General features: G+C 74.2%; 16 protein-coding genes. 8 read left to right on the top strand and 8 right to left on the bottom strand.

Translation table 11 applies throughout. The features are described from left to right. Positions 1–50: 50 nt before the first annotated feature. From ABFY03_RS27925 to ABFY03_RS27935, 3 genes are all read right to left on the bottom strand, one after another. Entirely contained in the window at positions 51–1,586 is a 1,536-nt protein-coding gene (locus tag ABFY03_RS27925; RefSeq protein WP_346172317.1) for a BTAD domain-containing putative transcriptional regulator, read from the bottom strand. Further along, entirely contained in the window at positions 1,587–1,853 is a 267-nt protein-coding gene (locus ABFY03_RS27930; protein ID WP_346171083.1) for an AfsR/SARP family transcriptional regulator, read from the bottom strand. It lies immediately after the preceding gene. Between the two features lie 420 nt (positions 1,854–2,273). Continuing rightward, a complete protein-coding gene (locus tag ABFY03_RS27935) occupies positions 2,274–3,080 on the bottom strand; it encodes an HAD family hydrolase (protein WP_319008820.1) in 807 nt (268 codons plus the stop codon). A gap of 740 nt (positions 3,081–3,820) precedes the next feature. On the opposite strand from ABFY03_RS27935, the gene ABFY03_RS27945 reads away from it, so the two are divergent. From ABFY03_RS27945 to ABFY03_RS27955, 3 genes are all read left to right on the top strand, one after another. Then, positions 3,821–6,457, top strand: a complete 2,637-nt coding sequence (locus ABFY03_RS27945; RefSeq protein WP_346171084.1) for a YfhO family protein — start codon at positions 3,821–3,823, stop codon at positions 6,455–6,457. A gap of 63 nt (positions 6,458–6,520) precedes the next feature. Continuing rightward, positions 6,521–7,486 carry a glycosyltransferase family 2 protein gene (locus tag ABFY03_RS27950; RefSeq protein ID WP_346171085.1) on the top strand — a complete coding sequence of 322 codons (966 nt, stop codon included), beginning with the start codon at positions 6,521–6,523 and terminating at the stop codon, positions 7,484–7,486. 2 nt (positions 7,487–7,488) lie between these two features. After that, on the top strand, positions 7,489–8,838 hold the full coding sequence (locus ABFY03_RS27955) for a polysialyltransferase family glycosyltransferase (RefSeq protein ID WP_319008835.1): 1,350 nt from the start codon (positions 7,489–7,491) through the stop codon (positions 8,836–8,838). Between the two features lie 18 nt (positions 8,839–8,856). Here ABFY03_RS27955 and ABFY03_RS27960 read toward each other — a convergent pair whose 3' ends face one another. Beyond that, a complete protein-coding gene (locus ABFY03_RS27960) occupies positions 8,857–9,630 on the bottom strand; it encodes a VOC family protein (RefSeq protein ID WP_319008836.1) in 774 nt (257 codons plus the stop codon). Positions 9,631–9,789: 159 nt separating this feature from the next. On the opposite strand from ABFY03_RS27960, the gene ABFY03_RS27965 reads away from it, so the two are divergent. Beyond that, positions 9,790–10,617: a sulfurtransferase gene (locus ABFY03_RS27965; RefSeq protein ID WP_346171086.1), complete on the top strand. Its 828-nt coding sequence runs from the start codon at positions 9,790–9,792 to the stop codon at positions 10,615–10,617. 52 nt (positions 10,618–10,669) lie between these two features. On the opposite strand, the gene sepH is transcribed toward ABFY03_RS27965, so the two are convergent. Continuing rightward, positions 10,670–11,722 (bottom strand): septation protein SepH, encoded by a 1,053-nt coding sequence (gene sepH / locus ABFY03_RS27970; protein ID WP_319008838.1) that lies wholly within the window; start codon positions 11,720–11,722, stop codon positions 10,670–10,672. Between the two features lie 543 nt (positions 11,723–12,265). Between sepH and ABFY03_RS27975 the strand changes: the two genes are divergently transcribed. Beyond that, positions 12,266–13,129 carry a hypothetical protein gene (locus ABFY03_RS27975; RefSeq protein ID WP_319008839.1) on the top strand — a complete coding sequence of 288 codons (864 nt, stop codon included), beginning with the start codon at positions 12,266–12,268 and terminating at the stop codon, positions 13,127–13,129. A gap of 7 nt (positions 13,130–13,136) precedes the next feature. On the opposite strand, the gene ABFY03_RS27980 is transcribed toward ABFY03_RS27975, so the two are convergent. Both ABFY03_RS27980 and ABFY03_RS27985 read right to left on the bottom strand, forming a co-directional pair. After that, positions 13,137–14,471 carry a D-arabinono-1,4-lactone oxidase gene (locus ABFY03_RS27980; protein WP_346171087.1) on the bottom strand — a complete coding sequence of 445 codons (1,335 nt, stop codon included), beginning with the start codon at positions 14,469–14,471 and terminating at the stop codon, positions 13,137–13,139. After that, the gene (locus ABFY03_RS27985) at positions 14,416–15,672 is read right to left on the bottom strand and encodes an MFS transporter (RefSeq protein ID WP_319008841.1); all 1,257 of its coding nucleotides are present in this window, start codon (positions 15,670–15,672) and stop codon (positions 14,416–14,418) included. The genes ABFY03_RS27980 and ABFY03_RS27985 overlap by 56 nt, the downstream gene beginning before the upstream one ends. A 160-nt stretch (positions 15,673–15,832) precedes the next feature. Between ABFY03_RS27985 and ABFY03_RS27990 the strand changes: the two genes are divergently transcribed. Both ABFY03_RS27990 and ABFY03_RS27995 read left to right on the top strand, forming a co-directional pair. Beyond that, positions 15,833–16,960, top strand: a complete 1,128-nt coding sequence (locus tag ABFY03_RS27990) for a ferrochelatase (RefSeq protein WP_346171088.1) — start codon at positions 15,833–15,835, stop codon at positions 16,958–16,960. Between the two features lie 11 nt (positions 16,961–16,971). Further along, a complete protein-coding gene (locus ABFY03_RS27995; RefSeq protein ID WP_319010880.1) occupies positions 16,972–17,781 on the top strand; it encodes an inositol monophosphatase family protein in 810 nt (269 codons plus the stop codon). Positions 17,782–17,863: 82 nt separating this feature from the next. Here ABFY03_RS27995 and ABFY03_RS28000 read toward each other — a convergent pair whose 3' ends face one another. Further along, positions 17,864–18,046 (bottom strand): hypothetical protein, encoded by a 183-nt coding sequence (locus tag ABFY03_RS28000; protein WP_319010879.1) that lies wholly within the window; start codon positions 18,044–18,046, stop codon positions 17,864–17,866. A 369-nt stretch (positions 18,047–18,415) separates the two neighbouring features. Here ABFY03_RS28000 and ABFY03_RS28005 point away from each other — a divergent pair, with 369 nt between their 5' ends. Beyond that, complete coding sequence (locus ABFY03_RS28005; protein ID WP_030496297.1) at positions 18,416–19,069, top strand: response regulator transcription factor; 654 nt, start codon at positions 18,416–18,418, stop codon at positions 19,067–19,069. The last annotated feature ends 3 nt before the right edge of the window (positions 19,070–19,072 follow it).

Here is a 19,072-nt window from a genome sequence, read left to right on the forward strand (position 1 = left end):
GTGCCCGGTTGCCCGGGTACGAGGCACCGGTCGAGGGCCTGGACCGACTCCTACCCGGCGGAGGCCGGCACACAGCTGCCGGGACGGGGGACGCGCAACAGCGCCTCGGGCTCCGGCAGGCGCTGGGCGAAGCCCCGCACCAGGTCGTGGAAGGCGTACCGGCCGATTTCGTGCTGCTCGACCAGATGCATGTCCATCAGATGCTCCAGCACGTTCTCGGCCGTGTGCGGCCGGGTGCCCAGCAGAGCGGCGGCCGTGGACGCGCCGATCTCCGCACCGGAGTGGCGGGCGAGCAGCCGGAAGGACTTGCGGTGTTCGTCGTCCAGTGCCCGGTACGAGAGCCACAGCGTCTCCTCGACGCTTCGGTCTCCGGATCGCAGCTCGTCGAGGCGCCGGGACGAGTGGCGGAGCCGGTCCACCAGGTGCTGCACGGTCCACTGCGGGCGGCTGCGCAGTCTGGTCGCGGCGATGCGCAGGGCCAACGGCAGGCGACCGCACAACTCGACCAGCGCGTCCACGGCCTCCGGTTCCTTCGCCGCCCGCTCTGCCCCCAGCGCCTCCGTGACCAGCGCACGGGCCTCCGCGGCCGAGGGGATGCCGAGGGAGAGCGACACCGCTCCGTCGAGTCCGACCAGCCGGTTCCGGCTGGTGATCAGCACCAGGCATCCCGAGGAGGCCGGGAGCAGCGGCCGGACCTGAGCCGCGTCGCTGGCGTTGTCCAGGAGCAGCAGGATCCGTCGCTCGGCGAGCGTGGCCCGCCACAGGGCGACCCGGTCGTCCAGGCCCTCGGGAATGTGCTCGGCCGGCACGCTCAGGCACTTCAGCAGCGAGCCGATCACCGCGCCCGGCCGGCGGGGCTCCTCCTCGGGGGTGAAGCCGCGCAGGTCGGCGTGGATCCGACCGTCCGGGTACGCCTCGGCGAGGCGGTGCGCGGCGTGCACCGCGAGGGCCGTCTTGCCGCAGCCGCCCATCCCGTCGATGGCGACGATCCGGACGGTTCCCGCGTCCTGCCCGCCGGCCTGTCCGATGAGCAGCTGCAGTTCACGATCGCGACCGGTGAAGTCCGTCAGGTCGTACGGCAGTGTGCAGGGGGCCTGGCGTGCCGGCAGCGGGTGCAGTGCGGTCGGGGCGTGCGGCTGCCGGGAGGGTCCGGGGAGGGCGAGGTCGGGGCTTCCGCGCAGGATCGCCTCGTGGAGGGTGCTGAGCTGTTTGCCCGGGTCGATGCCCAGTTCCTCGGCCAGGAGCCTGCGGATGGCCGCGTACTCGGCCAGTGCCTCGGCCTGGCGGCCGGCGCGGTGCAGCGCGAGCATCAGCTGGCCGCGGAAGCTCTCCCGCAGGGGGTGATGCGACGTCAGTTCGCGCAGGTCGCCGATGAGTTCCTCCGTCTCGCCCATGGCCAGCCTGAGCTCGGCGAGCTGTCCCGTGGCGGCCAGCATGCGCTCCTCGAGCACGGCGGAGGCAGCGGCGATCACCGATCCGCAGTTCCCGGCCAGTACCGGGCCGCGCCACAGGGCGAGGGCGTTGCGGAGCTTCGCCACGGCCTCGGGCACCATGCCCCCGTCCAGCGCCTGGCGGGCCTCCTGCAGTCAGAGGGTGAACCTGCTGACGTCGAGCTGGTCGGGCCCCACGTCGATGCGGTAGCCGGGCCCGTCGGTGATGATGACGTCCGGACCGTGCAGGATTCGCTGCCGCAGATCCGCGATCGCCTTGCGCACCTGGTGCGCGGCGGTGGCCGGCGGATCCTCGTCCCACGCCGCCTCCACCAGGCGGGAGATCGGTACCACCCGTCCCGGGTCGAGCAGGAGCGCGGTGAGGATCCGGACGGGAACGGGCCCGCCCAGTCGCAATCGCACATTCCCTGCACTGACCTCAAGCGGCCCCAGGACGGCGAATCTCACCTGCTTGTGCGCATGGCTGACCATAGGCCTCCCCCCATTCCTGTGTGAACCTCAGGTTGAGCCCGTACGCGGAGTGTTGTTACGGACGTCAGTTGTCAGCCATTGGCCACATGGCTGATCGACCTGGGATGCACGGTAGTTGATGCCCGGTCGTCGGGCGCACGTGATCGACCAGATGTGATCAAGGTCGGTCGTGCGGACGGAGGCGTGCCAGGGTTCGCCTCCGTCCGGCAGGCAGGGTCAGCCCCAGGCGGGGGGACGGGGAGATTCGCCCGCCGCCGAACGGCTTGATCGTGACGGGCACCCTGCCGATGATGGGGTCACGGCCCGGAGCGGGACTCCGGCCCGCGCGGCCCCCTGGGCGCGCCCGTCGTGTCAGTGCTCGAAGAGTCGCTCAAGTACCGCCGCGACCCCGTCCTCCTCGTTGGACGCGGTGTGCCGCGCGACCGCCGACAGCACGTCCGCATGGGCGTTGGCCACCGCGTAACCGGTTCCCGCCCAGTGCAGAATGCTCAGGTCGTTGGGCATGTCGCCGAAGGCGATCACCTCGGACGCGTCGATTCCCCGGTCGGCGCACAGGGCCGACAGAGTCCCGGCCTTGGTCACACCCGCCGCGCTGACCTCCAGCAGCCCGGTGCCACCGGAGTGGGTGAACTGCGCGACGGGGCCGGCGGCGTGCTCGGCGGCGGCGAGCAGGGTGTCCGCGTCGTGGCGGGCCGACCAGGCGAGCAGCTTCACGATGGGGATGTCGGCGGTCCACAGGTCCTCGACGCTCGGGACCGCGAACTCCGCGTCGGCGTCCTCGGGGAGGCGCAGGCCGTAACCCGGGGCGCACATCACCTTGTGGCCCGTCTCGACGGCGAATCCGATGCCGGGTACCGCCTCCGCCAGGGCATCGGCCGTACGCCGGGCCGAACCGGCCGACAGCGTACGCGTGGTGAGCACGGTGCGCCTGCCCATGTCGTACACGAGCGCGCCGTTGCTGCACACCGCCGTCCCCGACAGGCCGTACGCCGCGGTCAGGACGTCGACGAAACGAGGCGGCCGAGCAGTGATCAACACCACTTCCGCCCCCTCGTCTCCGGCCAGCTGGAGGGCCCGTCGGGTCCGCTCCGAAATCACTCCGTCTTTGCGTAGCAGAGTGCCGTCGAGGTCAGTGGCGACCAGGCGAGGACGAGTCATCCGGGCATCCTACGCGGGTCCTGTCAACCATCGTTTCCATGTCGACCACCAGGGCATCTACGCATTTGTCTTCGCCCGTTCCGAGCGGTACGACGTAGTCGGCACGCGATCGAGTTCGACGGGAGACACTGCCGGCTCGGCACCGTCGTCGACGGCGCCCTCAAGTCCTCCACCGGCACAGGCATCCTCGACGCGGGGGCACGGTGGCCCTGCTCGCGGACGACCACCACCACGACCAGCCCATGTTCGACCGTGCCGAGCGCGCCGGCGGGCAGGTCGTCCGCGTGACGCGCGAACCGGGCGCCCAGTCCCGCCGCAGCTGGCGCGTCCCGGTACCCGCCACTACTTCGAGTTGCTGGGGGCCTGTTCCTCCGCGGAGGCGGTCGAGGAACTCGTTCGTTACGGCTTCGTCTGACCACGACGTCGGGCGAGCAGGTCGTCGTCGGCGGCGACGTGAACACGGCCGCGGAGGTCGTCGGGTACGAGGTACCGTGCCGCCACCACCGCCGACGGATGACCGGCGCCGGCCCCGCGCCGCCTCCCTCTCGCCGGACGTGCTGCCGGTCACCCCGGCCTGAGGCGGTCCGCCGGCGGGCGCTGTCACCGGGTGTTCACCTGGGCGCTGCCCGGACCTCGCCGGGTGATCCACTTCGGGTCGCCCGAACCAGGAGTAATGGGTCCGTCCCGCCGTGCGTTCGCCGCGGGTGATCGACGAGAGCTCCGTGCTCCCTGGAGGACCCGTGCCACCCGCCGCCACGCCCGTGCCCGACCCTGTCCGGGACGGGGCGCGGGGCGGCCCCCGCCCGGCCCGGAACCCGCTGCTGCTCGCCCCCGCCGGCGCCGGACTGCTCACGGCGGCCGTGTTCGTGCTGGCCACCGCGCTCGCCCGCAGCCATCCGCTGGGCCCGTACACCCGCAACGTCGTCGACCTGGGCCAGCAGTACCTGCCGTACCACGCCTACTGGCGGGCCTTCCTGCTCGGCGACACCCACGGCGACGCCTTCCTCAACTGGAACTCCGGCTTCGGTGCGGGCTTCCTCGGCGACATCGGCACCTATCTGAGCAGCCCCTTCTCGCTGCTCGTCGTGCTCTTCCCGGCCGACCGGCCGGAACTGGCGCTGTACGTCATCACCGCGCTGAAGATCACCGCCGCGGGCGCGGCGATGGCCGCGCTGCTGATCCGGCTCCGCCCGGCGGCCCGCCCCGGCCCGTGGCCGCTCGCCGCGCTCCTCGGCGCCGCGTACGCGCTCTCCGGCTGGACCTTCAACCACGGCGCCTCCGTGCCCATGTGGCTGGACGGCCTCATCGCCTTCCCGCTGCTCTGCCTGGTGGCGGAGTGGGCCAGGGCCGGCCGCCGGCCGGTGCTCGGCCCGCTCGTCGTCGCCGTCGCCTGGATCGCCAACTTCTACACCGCCTACATGGCCACCCTCGGCGCGGCGCTCTTCCTCGCCGTCCGGCTCTGCACGGCCGACCCGGCGGACGGCGCCGCGCGCCCGTGGCCCGGCGCCCTGCTGCGCGCCGTGCGGGCCGTGGTCCTCGGCGTCGGGCTGGCCGCCCCGCTCGTCCTCGTCGTCTTCAGCGGGACGAAGTACGCCGACCCGACGCCCGAGACCGTCTTCGCGCCCGCCGGCTGGACCGAGCTCCTCGGCCGCTTCCTGCCCGCCACCGCCGAAGTGAACACGCCGGCGCTCTTCATCGGCACGCCCGCGCTCGTCCTCGCCCTCAGCCTGCCCTTCAACCGGGCGGTCGCCCCGCGGGTCCGGCTCGCCTGGACCGTGCTGGTCGTCCTCGTGACGCTCTCCCTCCAGTGGGGGCCGACCCACCTCCTCTGGCACGCGGGCGCCTCGCCCAACGGCAACCCCTACCGCCAGACCTTCGTCGTGTGCGGTCTGCTGCTGATCGCCGCCTGGCTGTCCGCCGCCCCCGCCCCGCCCCGCCCGGCCGCCCTGCTCGGCGCCGCCGCCCTCTTCGGGGCGCTCGCCCTCGCCGCCCGGGGCAGTGCCGACCTCGACACCTGGACCTACCCCGCCGCCGGTGCCGCCGCCCTGCTCGCCCTCGCCGCCGCGCTCCTCGCCCTCCGCGCCCGCAGCGCCCCCCGCGCCCGGAAGTCCGCCCTGGCCGTCACCGCCGCCGTGCTGCTGTTCGCCGCGCAGGCGGGGGAGGCGGCCGTCAGCGGGGCGCGCGTCGAGGCGCGGCAGCGCGCCGACGTCGCCTGGGCGCCCCGGATCGGCCCCTGGCAGCGCGCGGTCGCCGCCGAGGTCGCCCGCGCCGACGGCTGGCCCGCGTACCGCACCGACCCCGGCCCGCTGCCCGGCGGCAACGAACCGCTGCTCCTCGGCGGCGAGGGCGCCGACGCCTACTCCAGCCTCACCACCGAGAACACCTCCCGGACCCTGGACTCCCTCGGCTTCGGCCACTACGCCAAGGGCCGGCACCCCGAGACCCTCGACAACCCGGTCACCGACGCGATCTTCTCCATCGGCACCCGGATCCGCTCCGAGGCCACCGAACCGGTACGCCAGGACGCCGCGCCCCGCGGCACCGCGACCGCCGCCACCACCCCCGTACCGCCGCTCGTCACCGTCCACCCCGCCGGGAACGCCACCGTGGCCCCCGAGGAGTCCGCCTTCCGCAACCAGGAACTCCTCCTCGGCTCCGCCGTGTACGCGCTGCCCGCCGTCCGCCGCGCCGGCACCACGCTGACCGCCCGCTGCCCGGCCGGCACCGACGTCTGGTTCTGGGCGCCCGAGTACAAGGGCACCGCCGCCCTCGCCGGCGCCGCCCCCGCCGACTTCGACGGCCGGCCGCCGGCCGTCCGCGCCGCCATGCGGGCCCTCGGCACCGTCCCGGCCGGCGGCGAGGTCCGGATCGAGCTGGTCGCCGACGGGACGCCCACCCTGCCCCGGCAGCCCGTCGGCTGCCTCGACCGCGGCCGGCTCGCCACCGCCGTCGCCCGCCTCACCGCCACCGGCGCCACCCGGGTCGCCGCCACCGGCCACGGCCTCACCGCCGAACTGCCGCCCGGCAGCACCGGCGTCGCCGTCGTCGCCGTCCCCCGCGCCACCGGCTGGCGGTGCGCGGCCGGCGACGCCGAGCCCGTCTCCGCCCGCTCCCACCGGGGCCTGCTCGCCGTCCCCCTCGACGGCCGCGCGACCCGTGTGAGCTGCACCTTCCGGCCGCCCGGCGTCCGGCTCGGAGCCGCCGTCGGCACCTCCGCCCTGCTCGCCCTGCTCGCCACGGGACTTCTCGCCCGGCGCCGCGCGCGGCGGTCGGCGGACGGTTCGCACGAGGGACGACAAGAGTTCACCGACCGTCCACACGAGGCTCGTTCGGGCGGTCAGGACGCCGATTACGCTGCCCGCCGTACCGGCGCCTGACAGCCGGAAGACACCCCCGATTCCACCCGTGTCCGCCTCCGATCCAGTGTGGGGATTCTCCGCGTGCCCAAACTCTCCGTCGTCGTCCCCTTCCACAACGTCGGGCCGTACGCGCCCGACACCGTGCGCAGCCTCGCCCACAACGCGGACCCGGACTTCGAGTTCCTGCTGATCGACGACTGCTCCACCGACGAGACCCCGGACGTCCTGGACCGCTGGAAGGACCGCATCCCGAACGCCCGCGTCATCCGGCACGAGACCAACCTCGGCGTCGCCCAGGCCCGCAACACCGGCATCGACGCCGCCACCGGCGACTACCTCACCTTCCTCGACGGCGACGACTGGTACGCCCCGGGCCACCTCCGTGCCGCCGTCGACGGCATAGAGCGCCTCGGCTGCGACTTCGCCCGCACCGACCACGTCCTCGCCGAGGGCCGCAAGCGGAACATCAAGTACGCCCCCGCCAAGGTCCGCGACGCCGTCATGGACCCCCGCGACGGCATCGCCCCGGCCAGCATGATCACGATGGTGGACTACCCCTTCGTCCCCTTCGGGATCTACGGCCGCACCCTCTTCGAGAACGGCGCGTCCCGCTTCGAGACCAAGCTGCGCACCGCCGAGGACCGCCTCTGGGTCTGGCGCCTCCACCTCAAGGCCACCACCTACGCCGCCCTCTCCCTGCACGGCGTCTTCTACCGCCGGGGCGTCACCACCTCGCTCACCCAGATCAGCGACAACCGTCAGCTGGACTTCATCCCCTCCTACGACCTGCTCCTGGAGGAGGTCTCCCGGGACCGCGACGCCGACCGCTTCCTGCCGAAGGCCGTCCGCACCTACTGCGCGATGATCGCCTTCCACGTGAACAAGGCCGGGAAGTACGAGCCCGAGGTCGCCCAGCGGCTGCGCGCCGACGTCGCCGACGCCCTGCACCGCATGCCGCAGGACGTGCTCGAAGAGACCCTCGCCACCATGGACACCCCCCGCGCCACCCTTCTGCGGAGCCTGCGCGAGACCGGAAGGACCGTCTGACCATGACCACCGACACCGCCGCGGGGGCCCGCACGGTCCAGATCTTCCAGGTCTCCACCCTCTACGGCGCCGCGACCGTCGCCGCCGCGATCGACGCCGGACTGTACGGCGCCCCCGCCGACGCCCGCCGTCTGCTGCTGCTCTCGCACAACGCCGAGATCCCGGAGACCGCGCTCCGCCTGGAGACCATGACCGGCTACCCGCGGATCGCCGCCCGCTTCGACGGCGTCCTCGACTGGAACGAGACGATCCACCCGTACCACCCCGCCGCCTGGGCCCCCCGCCCCGAGGAGACCCCGCTCTGGCAGCGCGTGCTGCGCACCGCCTGGGACCTCGGCACCGCCCGCGTCGAGCTGATCGTGGAGTCCATCCAGGTCAACCCGGCCAAGGCGCTCGGCGCCTGCTTCCCGGAGAGCAGCGTGGAGGTGTACGCCGACGGGCTGATGAGCTACGGCCCCACCCGCACGGACGTCGCCCAGTCCCTGGCCTGCCGGATCCGCCGCCTGCTCCACCTCGACCTGGTGCCGGGGCTGACGCCGATGCTCCTCACCGAGTACGGCACCCCCTCCGAGCTCGTCCCCGACGCCGCCTTCCGCGCGGTCCTCGCCGAGATCGCCGCCGACGCGGGCGACGACCCGGCGATCACCGCCGCCGTCGCCGCGCGCCCGACCGCGCTGCTGCTCGGCCAGTACCTCGCCGCGCTCGGCCTGCTCACCGTCGAGGAGGAGGAGGACCTGCACGTGCGCATGCTCCGCGGCGCCGCAGGGCTCGGCCACCGGAGCATCGTCTTCAAGCCGCACCCCACCGCGCCGGCCGGCTACTCGACCGCGCTCCGCGAGGCGGCCGAGGAGGCCGGCGTCCGGCTCACCGTCCTCGACGTGCCCCTGCTCGCCGAGACCTTCTACGAGCGCTGCGCGCTGGAGCTCGTCGTCGGCTGCTTCTCCACGGCGATGCTCACCGCCGCCGTCTACTACGGGGTGCCGATCGCCCGGGTGGGCACCGAGGAGCTGCTGGAGCGGCTGACGCCCTTCGAGAACAGCAACCGGATCCCGCTCACCGTGGTCGACCACCTCGTCCCCGACCTGGAGGACGGCGGGTCCCCGGCCGTGCCCGGCCCGGCGCCGGACTCGCTCGCCCCGCTGGTCCGGGCGGTCGGCTTCTGCATGCGGCACAAGGCCCACCCGGGCCTGCGGGCGGAGACCGAGAGGTACCTGGCGGCGCACCACGCCGACCCGGCGGTCGCCCACCACTTCGGCGCCGTACGCCTCACCCAGCTGGGCCTCCCCGGCGGCGAGCCCGCCCCGGCCGCGGGGGCGCCGCTCCGCCGCGGGCTCGTCCGCGGCCGCCGCTGACCACCGGGCGCGGCGACGTCAACGGTCGCGGGACCTCACGAGGGTGAACACAGCGCCCTCCGGGTCCGCGACCAGGACGAGCCGCCCGGCCGTGCCGTCCCGGGGCGCGCGCAGCACGTGGCCGCCCAGCTTCTCCACCAGCACGGCCGCCTCGTCGGCGTCGGCCACCTCGAAGTACGTCATCCAGTGCGGGCCCCGGTCCCGGGCCAGCTCCTCGCCCACCCCGTGCAGCGAGGCGACCGGGCGCCCGTCCACGTGCAGGGTGGCGTAGTCGAAGTCGGCCGAGACCAGCGGCTCGACCTCGTAGCCGAAGACCGTCCGGTAGAACTTGGCGACCGTGGCCGTCTCGTACGTGAGCAGCTCGTTCCACACCGGTGTCCCGGGCGGACCGGCGAGCGCGGTGCCGTGGTGGGCCTCCGCCTGCCAGACGCCGAAGACGGCTCCCGCCGGGTCGGCGCAGATGACCATGCGGCCGGCCTCGCCCGCGTCCAGCGGGCCCACCGCGACCGTGCCGCCGCAGCAGCGGATGATCTCCGCGGTCTCGTCGGCGTCGTCCGTGGCCAGATAGGTGGTCCAGGCGATGTCCAGGTGCCGGTCCGGGGGGAGCTGGCCGATGCCGGCGACCTCCCGGCCGCCCAGCAGAGCGCGTACGTACGGGCCGAGCTGCTGCGGTCCCGGGACGAACTCCCAGCCGAAGAGTGCCTGGTAGAACTCCTGCGTCGCTTCGATCCCGTGCACCATCAGACTCACCCAGCAGGGTGTCCCCGGGCTGCGACGAGCCGCCTCGGTCATGGTCACTCTCTCCTCGGCCGTGGTCGTGACCGTGCCCCGCCGCCGGGTGGATCCGCCGGGCCGCGCACGGCGCGCCCCGGTCGCACCCCTCCTGGCGCGATCCTTCGGGTGACGCCGGGTCCGTCCCCGGCGCGGGCGTGACTGCGCGAGGATGGCCCCATGAAGCCCATCATCTCCGCAAGCGAACTCGCGAGCGAGTCGGCGGGACCCCGTCCGCCGGTCCTGCTGGACGTGCGCTGGACCCTCGGGGGTCCGCCCGGCCGCCCGGCGTACGAGGCCGGGCACCTGCCCGGCGCCGTCTACGTGGACCTCGACACCGAACTGGCCGGACCGCCCGGGGCGGGCGGCCGGCACCCGCTGCCCGACCCGGATGCCTTCGGGGCGGCCATGCGCCGGGCGGGGGTCGGCGCCGACCGTCCGGTGGTGGTGTACGACGGAGGGCTCGGCTGGGGCGCCGCCCGGGCCTGGTGGCTGCTGCGCTGGGCGGGCCACCCGGACGTGCGGGTGCTCGACGGCGGCCTGGCGGGCTGGCCGGGGGAGCTGTCGGTGGAGGTGCCGGAGCCGGAGCCCGGCGACTTCACGCCGAAGCCGGGCGGACTGCGGCTGCTCGACGCGGACGAGGCGGCGGCGCTGGCCCGGTCGGGGCTGCTCCTGGACGCCCGGGCCGCCGAGCGTTACCGGGGCGACGTGGAGCCGATCGACCGGGTCGGCGGTCACATCCCGGGGGCCCACTCGGCCCCGACGACGGAGAACGTGGCCGCGGACGGGCGCTTCCTGGCCGCCGGCGAGCTGCGCGAACGGTTCGCCGCGCTGGGCGCGACCGAGGCGCCGGAGGTCGGCGTCTACTGCGGTTCCGGCGTCTCCGGCGCCCACGAGGTGCTGGCCCTGGAGCTGGCCGGCATCCCGGCGGCGCTCTACGCCGGCTCCTGGTCGGAGTGGTCCTCGGACCCGTCCCGCCCGGTGGCCACGGGACCGGACCCGCGGTAGGCGCACGGCGGGCCCGCACCGGCCGTCCGGTGCGGGCCCGCCGTGGCGTGCGTCAGTCCTGCTTCTTCCTGCGGGTGCCGAAGACGATCTCGTCCCAGCTGGGCACCGCCGCGCGGCGGCCCGGGCGGACGCCGTCGGCCTCCGCCTGCCGGTCGGTGGCGCCGTGCAGCCGGTCGCGGTGGCCGGAGACCGACCGGGGCATGAGGACGTCGGCGTAGGCCGCGCCCGCCCCGGCGGAGGCGGCGGGAGCGGGCGGCTCCTCCGCCTCGACCTCGTCGGACGGCTCCGAGTCGGGCTGCTCGGGGACCACCAGGTCGCCGCGGAAGCTCGGCACCGCCTCCAGGAGGCTGGTGAGCGAGTCCCGCTCCTCCTCCGGCTCCGCCGCCGAAGCGGTCAGCGGCGCCCGGTCGAGCTGCCGGTCCAGAGCACGGTCGAGCGGCCGGTCCAGGGTGCGGTCCAGCGGCCGGTCCCGGGGCAGCCGGGCGATCCTCGGGACGAAGGGGAAGCTCGGCTCCGGCGCGGCGGCGAGGGTGTCGTCGGTCTCGCCGATCAGCGCCCGCGCCTCGTCGTCCACGGCCTGGACGAGCCGGCGCGGCGGGTCGTAGGTCCAGCTGGCGGTGTGCACCTCGCCGGCGACCCGGTAGACGAGCAGCACCTCCCAGGTGCCGTCGTCGCGCCGCCAGGAGTCCCACTGCACGGTGTCCTTCTCGGCGCCGCGCAGCAGCAGCCGCTCCTGCACCGCCTCGCCGAGCTGGGGGCCGCTGTTCTCACCGGGCCGGCGCACCGGGGTCTTGCGGGCGCGCTCGGCCATGAAGGCGCGCTCGGCGAGCACGGGGCCCTCGAAGCGGCGGACGCGGTCGACGGGGATGCCGGCGAGCTGGGCGACCTCCTCGGCGGAGGCACCGGCTCGTATCCGCGCCTGGATGTCGCGGGGGCGGAGGTGGCTCTCGACCTCGATCTCGATCTGGCCGAGGCGCGCCCGGTCGTTGCGCACGGCGGCCCGCAGCCGCTCGTCGATCGGAAGCGTGTACTCCGTGCTGTCGGCAGCCTTGAGCACCAGTCGTGTGCCGTCGTTGGAGACGGCCACGACACGCAGTTCGGGCATGGGGACCTCCCGGGTGGTGCCTGCCGACGTCACGTGCGTCGCTGCTTCCGCTAGTCGAGTGTGGCCTGCCCGGGTGCAGCCTGCCACTACCTTGCCGAGTTGCCCGGCGTGTCGGGCGTGGACCCCGGTCCGCCGTTATGGCACGGTTACCTGTTCACTACCCGGAGTGACTGGGCGTCACACTGGGTAGCGGTTCCGTTCCCGGGCGCCCCGGAAGGCGTCCGGACCCAGGGTTCGTCAATGTACTCCATTCGGGCCACTCGGGTGGACCGGCGCGCCGCCCAACTTCTCGGGGTGCGCGGGAGTTGAGCCTCCGTCTCCATTCCTCCCGCGTGGCACTCTTCACAGAACCCCCTGAACCGGAACTATTCGCTTCGCTCATTTGTCCCTTCTGGGTGCACGAGGGAACAGATGACCAGGCAGAGGGTGGAGATGCGTCACAGGCAGCCGGCCGACACGGACGAACCGGAGATACGGACCCCGGGGCCCGGGAGCGAGCCCCCGGCATCCGGGGAGGAGGCCAGGCGGAAGATCGACCTGAGCGTGCCCCAGGTCGCCGGCAGCGCCCTCGCGGCGGTGATCGCCGCCAAACTCGCCTCCACCCTCGGCGTGTACGGGACCATTCTCGGCGCCGGTGTGATCAGCGTCATCGCCACCTGCGGCGGACCGCTCTTCCAGCAGCTCCTCAAGCGCACCGGCGAGCAGGTGCGGGACGTGACCACCGCCGCCAGGCCGAAGGCGCGTCAGGTCCCGGCCGCCCCCGAGGCCTTCCCGGCGGACGACCGCCACACGCTGATGCTCGGCACCGTCCCCGAGGCCGCGGCGCCGTTCCCGTACGACGACGCGTTCGGCGCGGCCACCACCCACGGCACCCGGCTGCGCGGCTGGAGGCGCCCGGTGCTGGCCGCCGCGCTGGTCTTCGGCGTCACCATGGGCGGCATCACCGCCTACGAGCTGGTCTCCGGCGAGGACTTCAGCGGCACCAAGGGCACCACCACCTTCGGCTCGGCGGTCCGCGGCGGCGACGGCGGGGAGCGGAACGCCCCCGAGCGGGAGCAGCGGCGGCAGGACCGGGACGAGGAGCCGCAGGCGCCCGCCCCGACCGGCTCCGCGGGCCGGGACGGCACCCGGGAGCCCGGCGACGGGACCGCCACGGACGCGGGCACCCCGTCCACCGGCGCCACCCCCGATCCCGGGACGGGGACGCCGTCCGGGGACCCCACCACCGCGCCGACCCCGGACCCGACCGGCTCCGGGGACGCCGGCACGGACCCGACGCGGGAGCCCGACGGCCCGACGGCCGACCCCACGGCCCCCGCCACCCCGTCCGCTCCCACCGAGGCCCCCACCACGGGCCCGGCCGTCCAGGACGCCCCCGCGGCCCCGTCCGGCGACACCGCCGGATGAGGGCCCGTCAGTCGCCCAGCACCCGCCGCAGGTAGTCGTTGCCGAAGCGGCGGTCCGGGTCGAGCCGGTCGCGCAGCGCCGTGAACTCGGCGAAGCGCGGATAGGCGGCCGCCAGGTACGCGGCGTCCCGGGTGTGCACCTTCCCCCAGTGCGGCCGGCCCCCGTGGGCGGTCATGATGCGCTCCACCGCGGTGAAGTACCCGCGGTGGGGCGTTCCCCTGTAGAGGTGCACCGCGATGTAGACCGTCTCCCGCCCGGAGGCCGTGGAGAGCGCGATGTCGTCGGCGGGCGCGGTGCGCACCTCCACCGGGAAGCTGACCTTCAGCGGCGAGCCCTCGACCATCGCCTTCAGCTCGCGCAGCGCCGTCGTCGCGGCCTCCCGCGGCAGCGCGTACTCCATCTCCAGGAAGCGGACCCGGCGCGGTGAGGTGAAGACCTTGTACGGGATGTCGGTGTACGTGCGGGCGGAGAGCGCGCGGCTGGAGATCCGGGCGATCGCCGGGATGGCGGGCGGCACCGCGCGGCCGAGCGAGCAGGCCGCCTGGAAGACCCCGTTGGAGAGGAACTCGTCCTCGAACCAGCCGCCGAGGCGGGGCAGCGGGGCGGCGGGACCGGCGCTGCGGTTGTTGCGCTTGGTGTTGCAGTTGTCCGTGTGGGGGAACCAGTAGAACTCGAAGTGCTCGTTCTCCGCGTGCAGCTCGTCGAAGTCGGCGAGCACCCGGTCGAAGCGCATCGGCTCCTCCCGCGCGGTGAGCAGGAAGACCGGTTCGACGGCGAAGGTGATCGCGGTGACCACGCCGAGCGCGCCGAGCCCGATCCGGGCCGCCGCGAAGACCTCGGGGTGCTCCTTCTCGGAGCAGGTCAGCAGGGTCCCGTCGGCCGTCACCAGCTCCAGGGCACGGATCTGGGCCGCGATGGAGGCCGAGTCCCGGCCGGTGCCGTGGGTGCCGGTGGAGGTGGCCCCGGCGACGGTCTGCTCCATGATGTCGCCCATGTTCGTGAGCGACAGGCCCTCCCGGGCCAGCGCCACGTTGAGCCGCTTCAGCGGAGTGCCCGACTCCACCGTCACCGTCATCGCCTCGCGGTCGATCCGGCGGATCCCGGTGAGCAGGTCCGGGCGGATCAGGACGCCGTCGGTGGCCGCGATCGAGGTGAAGGAGTGGCCGGTGCCGACCGTCTTCACCCGGAGCCCCTCCTCGGCGGCCCGGCGGATCTCGGCGGCCAGCTCCTCGGCCGAGGCCGGGGTGGCCTCCCGCACCGGGCGGGAGGTGACGTTCCCCGCCCAGTTACGCCACGGGCTGCCCGTCCTGGCGCTCCCCGGTCCCGCTGTCCTCGTGCTCATCTCGCCCCTCCCGGTTCGGCGCCGGCCTGCGCAGCCGGCGGTGGCCGAGCAGGCCCACCACGACCGCGAGCGCGCCCGAGACGACGGGCACCACGTACGCCGACTCCGCCCCCGAGGCGTCGACCACCCAGCCGGCCGCCGAGGAACCGAGCGCCACGCCGATCGCGAGGCCGGTGCCGGTCCAGGTCATGCCCTCGGTGAGCTGGGTGTGCGGTACGTGCTTCTCGACGAGGGCCATCGTGGTCACCATCGTCGGCGCGATGGACAGGCCCGCGACAAAGAGCGCCACGGCCAGCAACGGCAGGTTCCCGGCCAGTAGGAGGGGGATCATACTCACGGCCATCGCACAGACGCCCAGCAGCCACCGGCGGGACGGCTCGCCCTTGAGGTGGAGCAGTCCGAAGACCGCTCCGGCCAGGCAGGAGCCCAGCGCGTAGACGGCGAGGACCAGGCTGGCGGCGGCCTTCTGGCCCCGCTCCTCGGCGAAGGCCACGGTCACCACGTCCACCGAACCGAAGATCGCGCCGGTGGCGACGAAGGCCAGGGCGAGGACCTGGAGGCCGGGGGAGCGGAGCGCCGAACCGCCCTTGGCGGCGGGCTGCGGGTGCGGCTCCGGCTCGGTGTCCCGCTGGGCGGTCAGCCAGAAGACGCCGATCGCGAGGAAGACCCCGGCCAGCAGCGGGCCGGCCTCCGGGAACCAGGTGGTCGACAGTCCGATGGAGATGATCGGGCCGAAGATGAAGCACACCTCGTCGACGATCGACTCCCACGAGTACGCGGTGTGCAGCGACCGCGCGTCGCCCCGGTAGATGCCCGCCCAGCGGGCCCGGGTCATCGCCCCGACGCTGGGCACCACGCCGATCACGGCCGTGAAGGCGAAGAGCGTCCAGTCCGGGGCCTGCTGCTGCACGCAGAGCAGCAGCCCGGTGGCGGCGGCGAGGGAGATCAGGGTGACGGGGCGGAGCACCCGCCGCTGCCCGTACCGGTCGACCAGGCGGGAGACCTGGGGGCCGAGCACGGCGGCGGACATCGCGAGCGTCGCCGAGAGGGCACCGGCCAGTCCGTAACGGCCGGTGACCTGGGAGATCATCGTGACGATGCCGATGCCCATCATGGACAGCGGCATCCGGCCGAGGAAGCCGGCCACGGAGAACGACGCGGTACCGGGCGCCGAGAAGATCGCGCGGTAGGGACTGGACAAGGGGTTCTCCGGCTCTGCGACGCGGCGCGCCGCCCGTTCGGCACGGTCAACACGTGTAATTGACGTCTAAAGCCTAAGGGTTCGAAGCCGTCGGGTCATCCCCGTATTTCCGGACGGGCCGCGCCCCGGGCCGCCGGCGCCGGGTGGGAGGATCGGTGCCATGTCCGATCAGCACGATCCCGCCCCGTACGACGCCCTGCTGCTGCTCTCCTTCGGCGGCCCCGAGGGCCCGGACGACGTCGTCCCGTTCCTGGAGAACGTGACGCGCGGCCGCGGCATCCCCAAGGAGCGGCTCAAGGAGGTGGGGCAGCACTACTTCCTCTTCGGCGGCGTCAGCCCGATCAACGGCCAGAACCGCGCCCTGCTCGACGCGCTGCGGACCGACTTCGCCGAGGCCGGCCTCGGCCTGCCGGTCTACTGGGGCAACCGGAACTGGGCCCCCTACCTCACCGACACCCTCCGCGAGATGGTCCACGACGGCCGCCGCCACATCGCCGTCCTCACCACCAGCGCGTACGCCTCCTACTCCGGCTGCCGCCAGTACCGCGAGAACCTCGCCGACGCGCTCGCCGCGCTGGAGGCGGAGGGCCTGCCCCTGCCCCGGGTCGACAAACTCCGCCACTACTTCAACCACCCCGGCTTCGTGGAACCCATGGTGGAAGGCGTCCTCGCCTCCCTCGCCGACCTCGACGAGCCCGTCCGGTCCGGCGCCCACCTCGCCTTCACCACCCACTCCATCCCGGACTCCGCCGCCGACACCTCCGGCCCCGTCCCCGACCACGGCCCCGGCGGCGCCTACGTCGCACAGCACCTCGACGTCGCCCGGGTCATCGCCGACGCGGTGCGCGAGCGGACCGGCGCCGACCACCCCTGGAAGCTCGTCTACCAGTCCCGCAGCGGCGCCCCCCACATCCCCTGGCTGGAACCGGACATCTGCGACCACCTGGAGGAGCTGAGCGCGGCCGGCGCCCCCGCCGCCGTCATGGTGCCGATCGGCTTCGTCTCCGACCACATGGAGGTCCTCTACGACCTCGACACCGAGGCCACCGCCAAGGCCGCCGAGCTCGGCCTGCCCGTCCGCCGGTCCGCCACCGTCGGCGCCGACCCGCGGTTCGCCGCCGCCATCCGCGACCTGGTCCTGGAACGGGCCGCCGCCGAGCGCGGCACGCACGCGCAGCGGTGCTTCCTGGGCGCCCTCGGCCCCTCCCACGACCTCTGCCCGATCGGCTGCTGCCCGGCCCGCGCCGAGCGCCCCGCCGCCGCCGGAGCCGACAGCCCCTACGCCTGAGGAGCCATGCCGTGACCCCCGCATCCCCGCCCTCGCCCGACGCCCTGCTCGAACTGGCCCTGGAGGCCGCCCGGCGGGCCGGCGCGCTGCTGCGCGACGGCCGGCCCGACGACCTGGCCGTGGCCGCCACCAAGTCCAGCGCCATCGACGTCGTCACCGAGATGGACATCGCCGCCGAGAAGCTGATCACCGGCTTCCTCGCCGAGCACCGCCCCCAGGACGGGCTGCTCGGCGAGGAGGGCGCCGCCACCCCGGGGACCAGCGGCGTCCGCTGGGTGATCGACCCGCTCGACGGCACCGTGAACTACCTCTACGGCCTGCCCTCCTGGGCCGTCTCCATCGCCGCCGAGTACGAGGGCGAGACCGTCGTCGGCGTCGTCGAGGCCCCGCTGCGCGGCGAGACCTTCCACGCCGTCCGCGGCGGCGGCGCGTACCTGGGCGAGCGCCGGCTCGCCGTCCGCACCGCGCCCCCCTTCGACCAGGCCCTGCTCGGCACCGGCTTCGGCTACGTGCAGTCCCGCCGCGCCCACCAGGCCGAGGTGGTCCGGGAGGTCCTGCCGCTGGTCCGGGACATCCGGCGGGGCGGCTCGGCCGCCATCGACCTCTGCGACGTGGCGGCCGGCCGGCTCGACGCGTACTACGAGCGCGGGCTCAACCCCTGGGACCACGCCGCGGGGGCCCTGATCGCCCACGAGGCGGGCGCGCGCACCGGCGGACGCCCGGGAGAGCCCCTCTCCGGCGAACTGGCCGTAGCGGCCCCCGAGGGCCTCTTCGAGCCCCTCCAGGAGCTGCTCGACCGGCTGGGCGCCTGGCACGACTGAGAGCGGCCCCGGACACGGCGGTGCCCCGGAGCCGTCCGGCTCCGGGGCACCGCCGTGCCGCTCCCACGGGGAGCGGCCTCGCTCAGGCGCTCTGCGCGCAGACCGTCGCGACCTCCACGCCGTGCTCCGCGGCCAGCCGGTGGAGGTCCTCCAGCTCGGCCTGCTCGACGTCCGCCAGGTAGTCGTCGCCGGTCTCGCGGGCCCGCGTGAGGTCCGACTGCGTCGTCCTGATGCGCTGCAGCAGCCCTGCGGTGAAAGCGTCCATGCGCCCCTCCTCATGGGTCCGGCGGCACGGGGGTGTGCCGGGGGGTGGGTGGATCACACACTGTCCGCTCCCGGGGGACGGAAGAGCCGTGGGCGTGCCACATACAGGGCGTGATCGCGGGGTGTGCAGACCTCCTCCCCACCCCTCTCCGGGGGGAAACCTCAACTGCCCCCTGAATCAGGTGAATTCTTCGCGCCCCCTTCCGCGCCCCCTGCGCGGGCCCGCCGCGGCCCGTCCCGCCGGGCGGCCGCCCACCGCCGTCTTACAGCCGGTTTACGCGCGTACGGGGCAGGATGGACACGCACAGTCAGTGTTCAGGAACGCCCCCCGGTCCACCCGGACCGGAGCGCCGAAGGAAGGAAGAACGACGTGCGCGTACTCGTCGTCGAGGACGAGCAGCTGCTCGCCGATGCGGTGGCCACCGGACTGCGCCGGGAGGCCATGGCCGTCGACGTCGTGTACGACGGCGCCGCCGCCCTGGAGCGCGTAGGGGTCAACGACTACGACGTCGTCGTCCTCGACCGCGACCTGCCGCTGGTCCACGGCGACGACGTCTGCCGCAAGATCGTCGAGCTGGGGATGCCGACCCGGATCCTGATGCTGACCGCCTCGGGCGACGTGAGCGACCGGGTCGAGGGCCTGGAGCTGGGCGCCGACGACTACCTTCCGAAGCCGTTCGCCTTCACCGAGCTCACCGCGCGCGTGCGCGCGCTCGGGCGCCGCACCTCCGTGCCGCTGCCGCCGGTCCTGGAGCGGGCCGGCATCAAGCTCGACCCCAACCGCCGCGAGGTCTTCCGGGACGGCCGGGAGGTCCAGCTCGCGCCCAAGGAGTTCGCCGTCCTGGAGGTGCTGATGCGCTCCGAGGGCGCCGTCGTCTCGGCGGAGCAGCTCCTGGAGAAGGCCTGGGACGAGAACACCGATCCGTTCACCAACGTGGTCCGGGTGACCGTCATGACCCTCCGGCGCAAGCTGGGCGAGCCGCCCGTCATCGTCACCGTCCCCGGCTCCGGCTACCGGATCTGATCC

Origin of the sequence: Streptomyces roseofulvus (genome assembly GCF_039534915.1) — a bacterium.
In the GTDB taxonomy this organism is placed as follows: Bacteria; Actinomycetota; Actinomycetes; order Streptomycetales; family Streptomycetaceae; genus Streptomyces; species Streptomyces roseofulvus.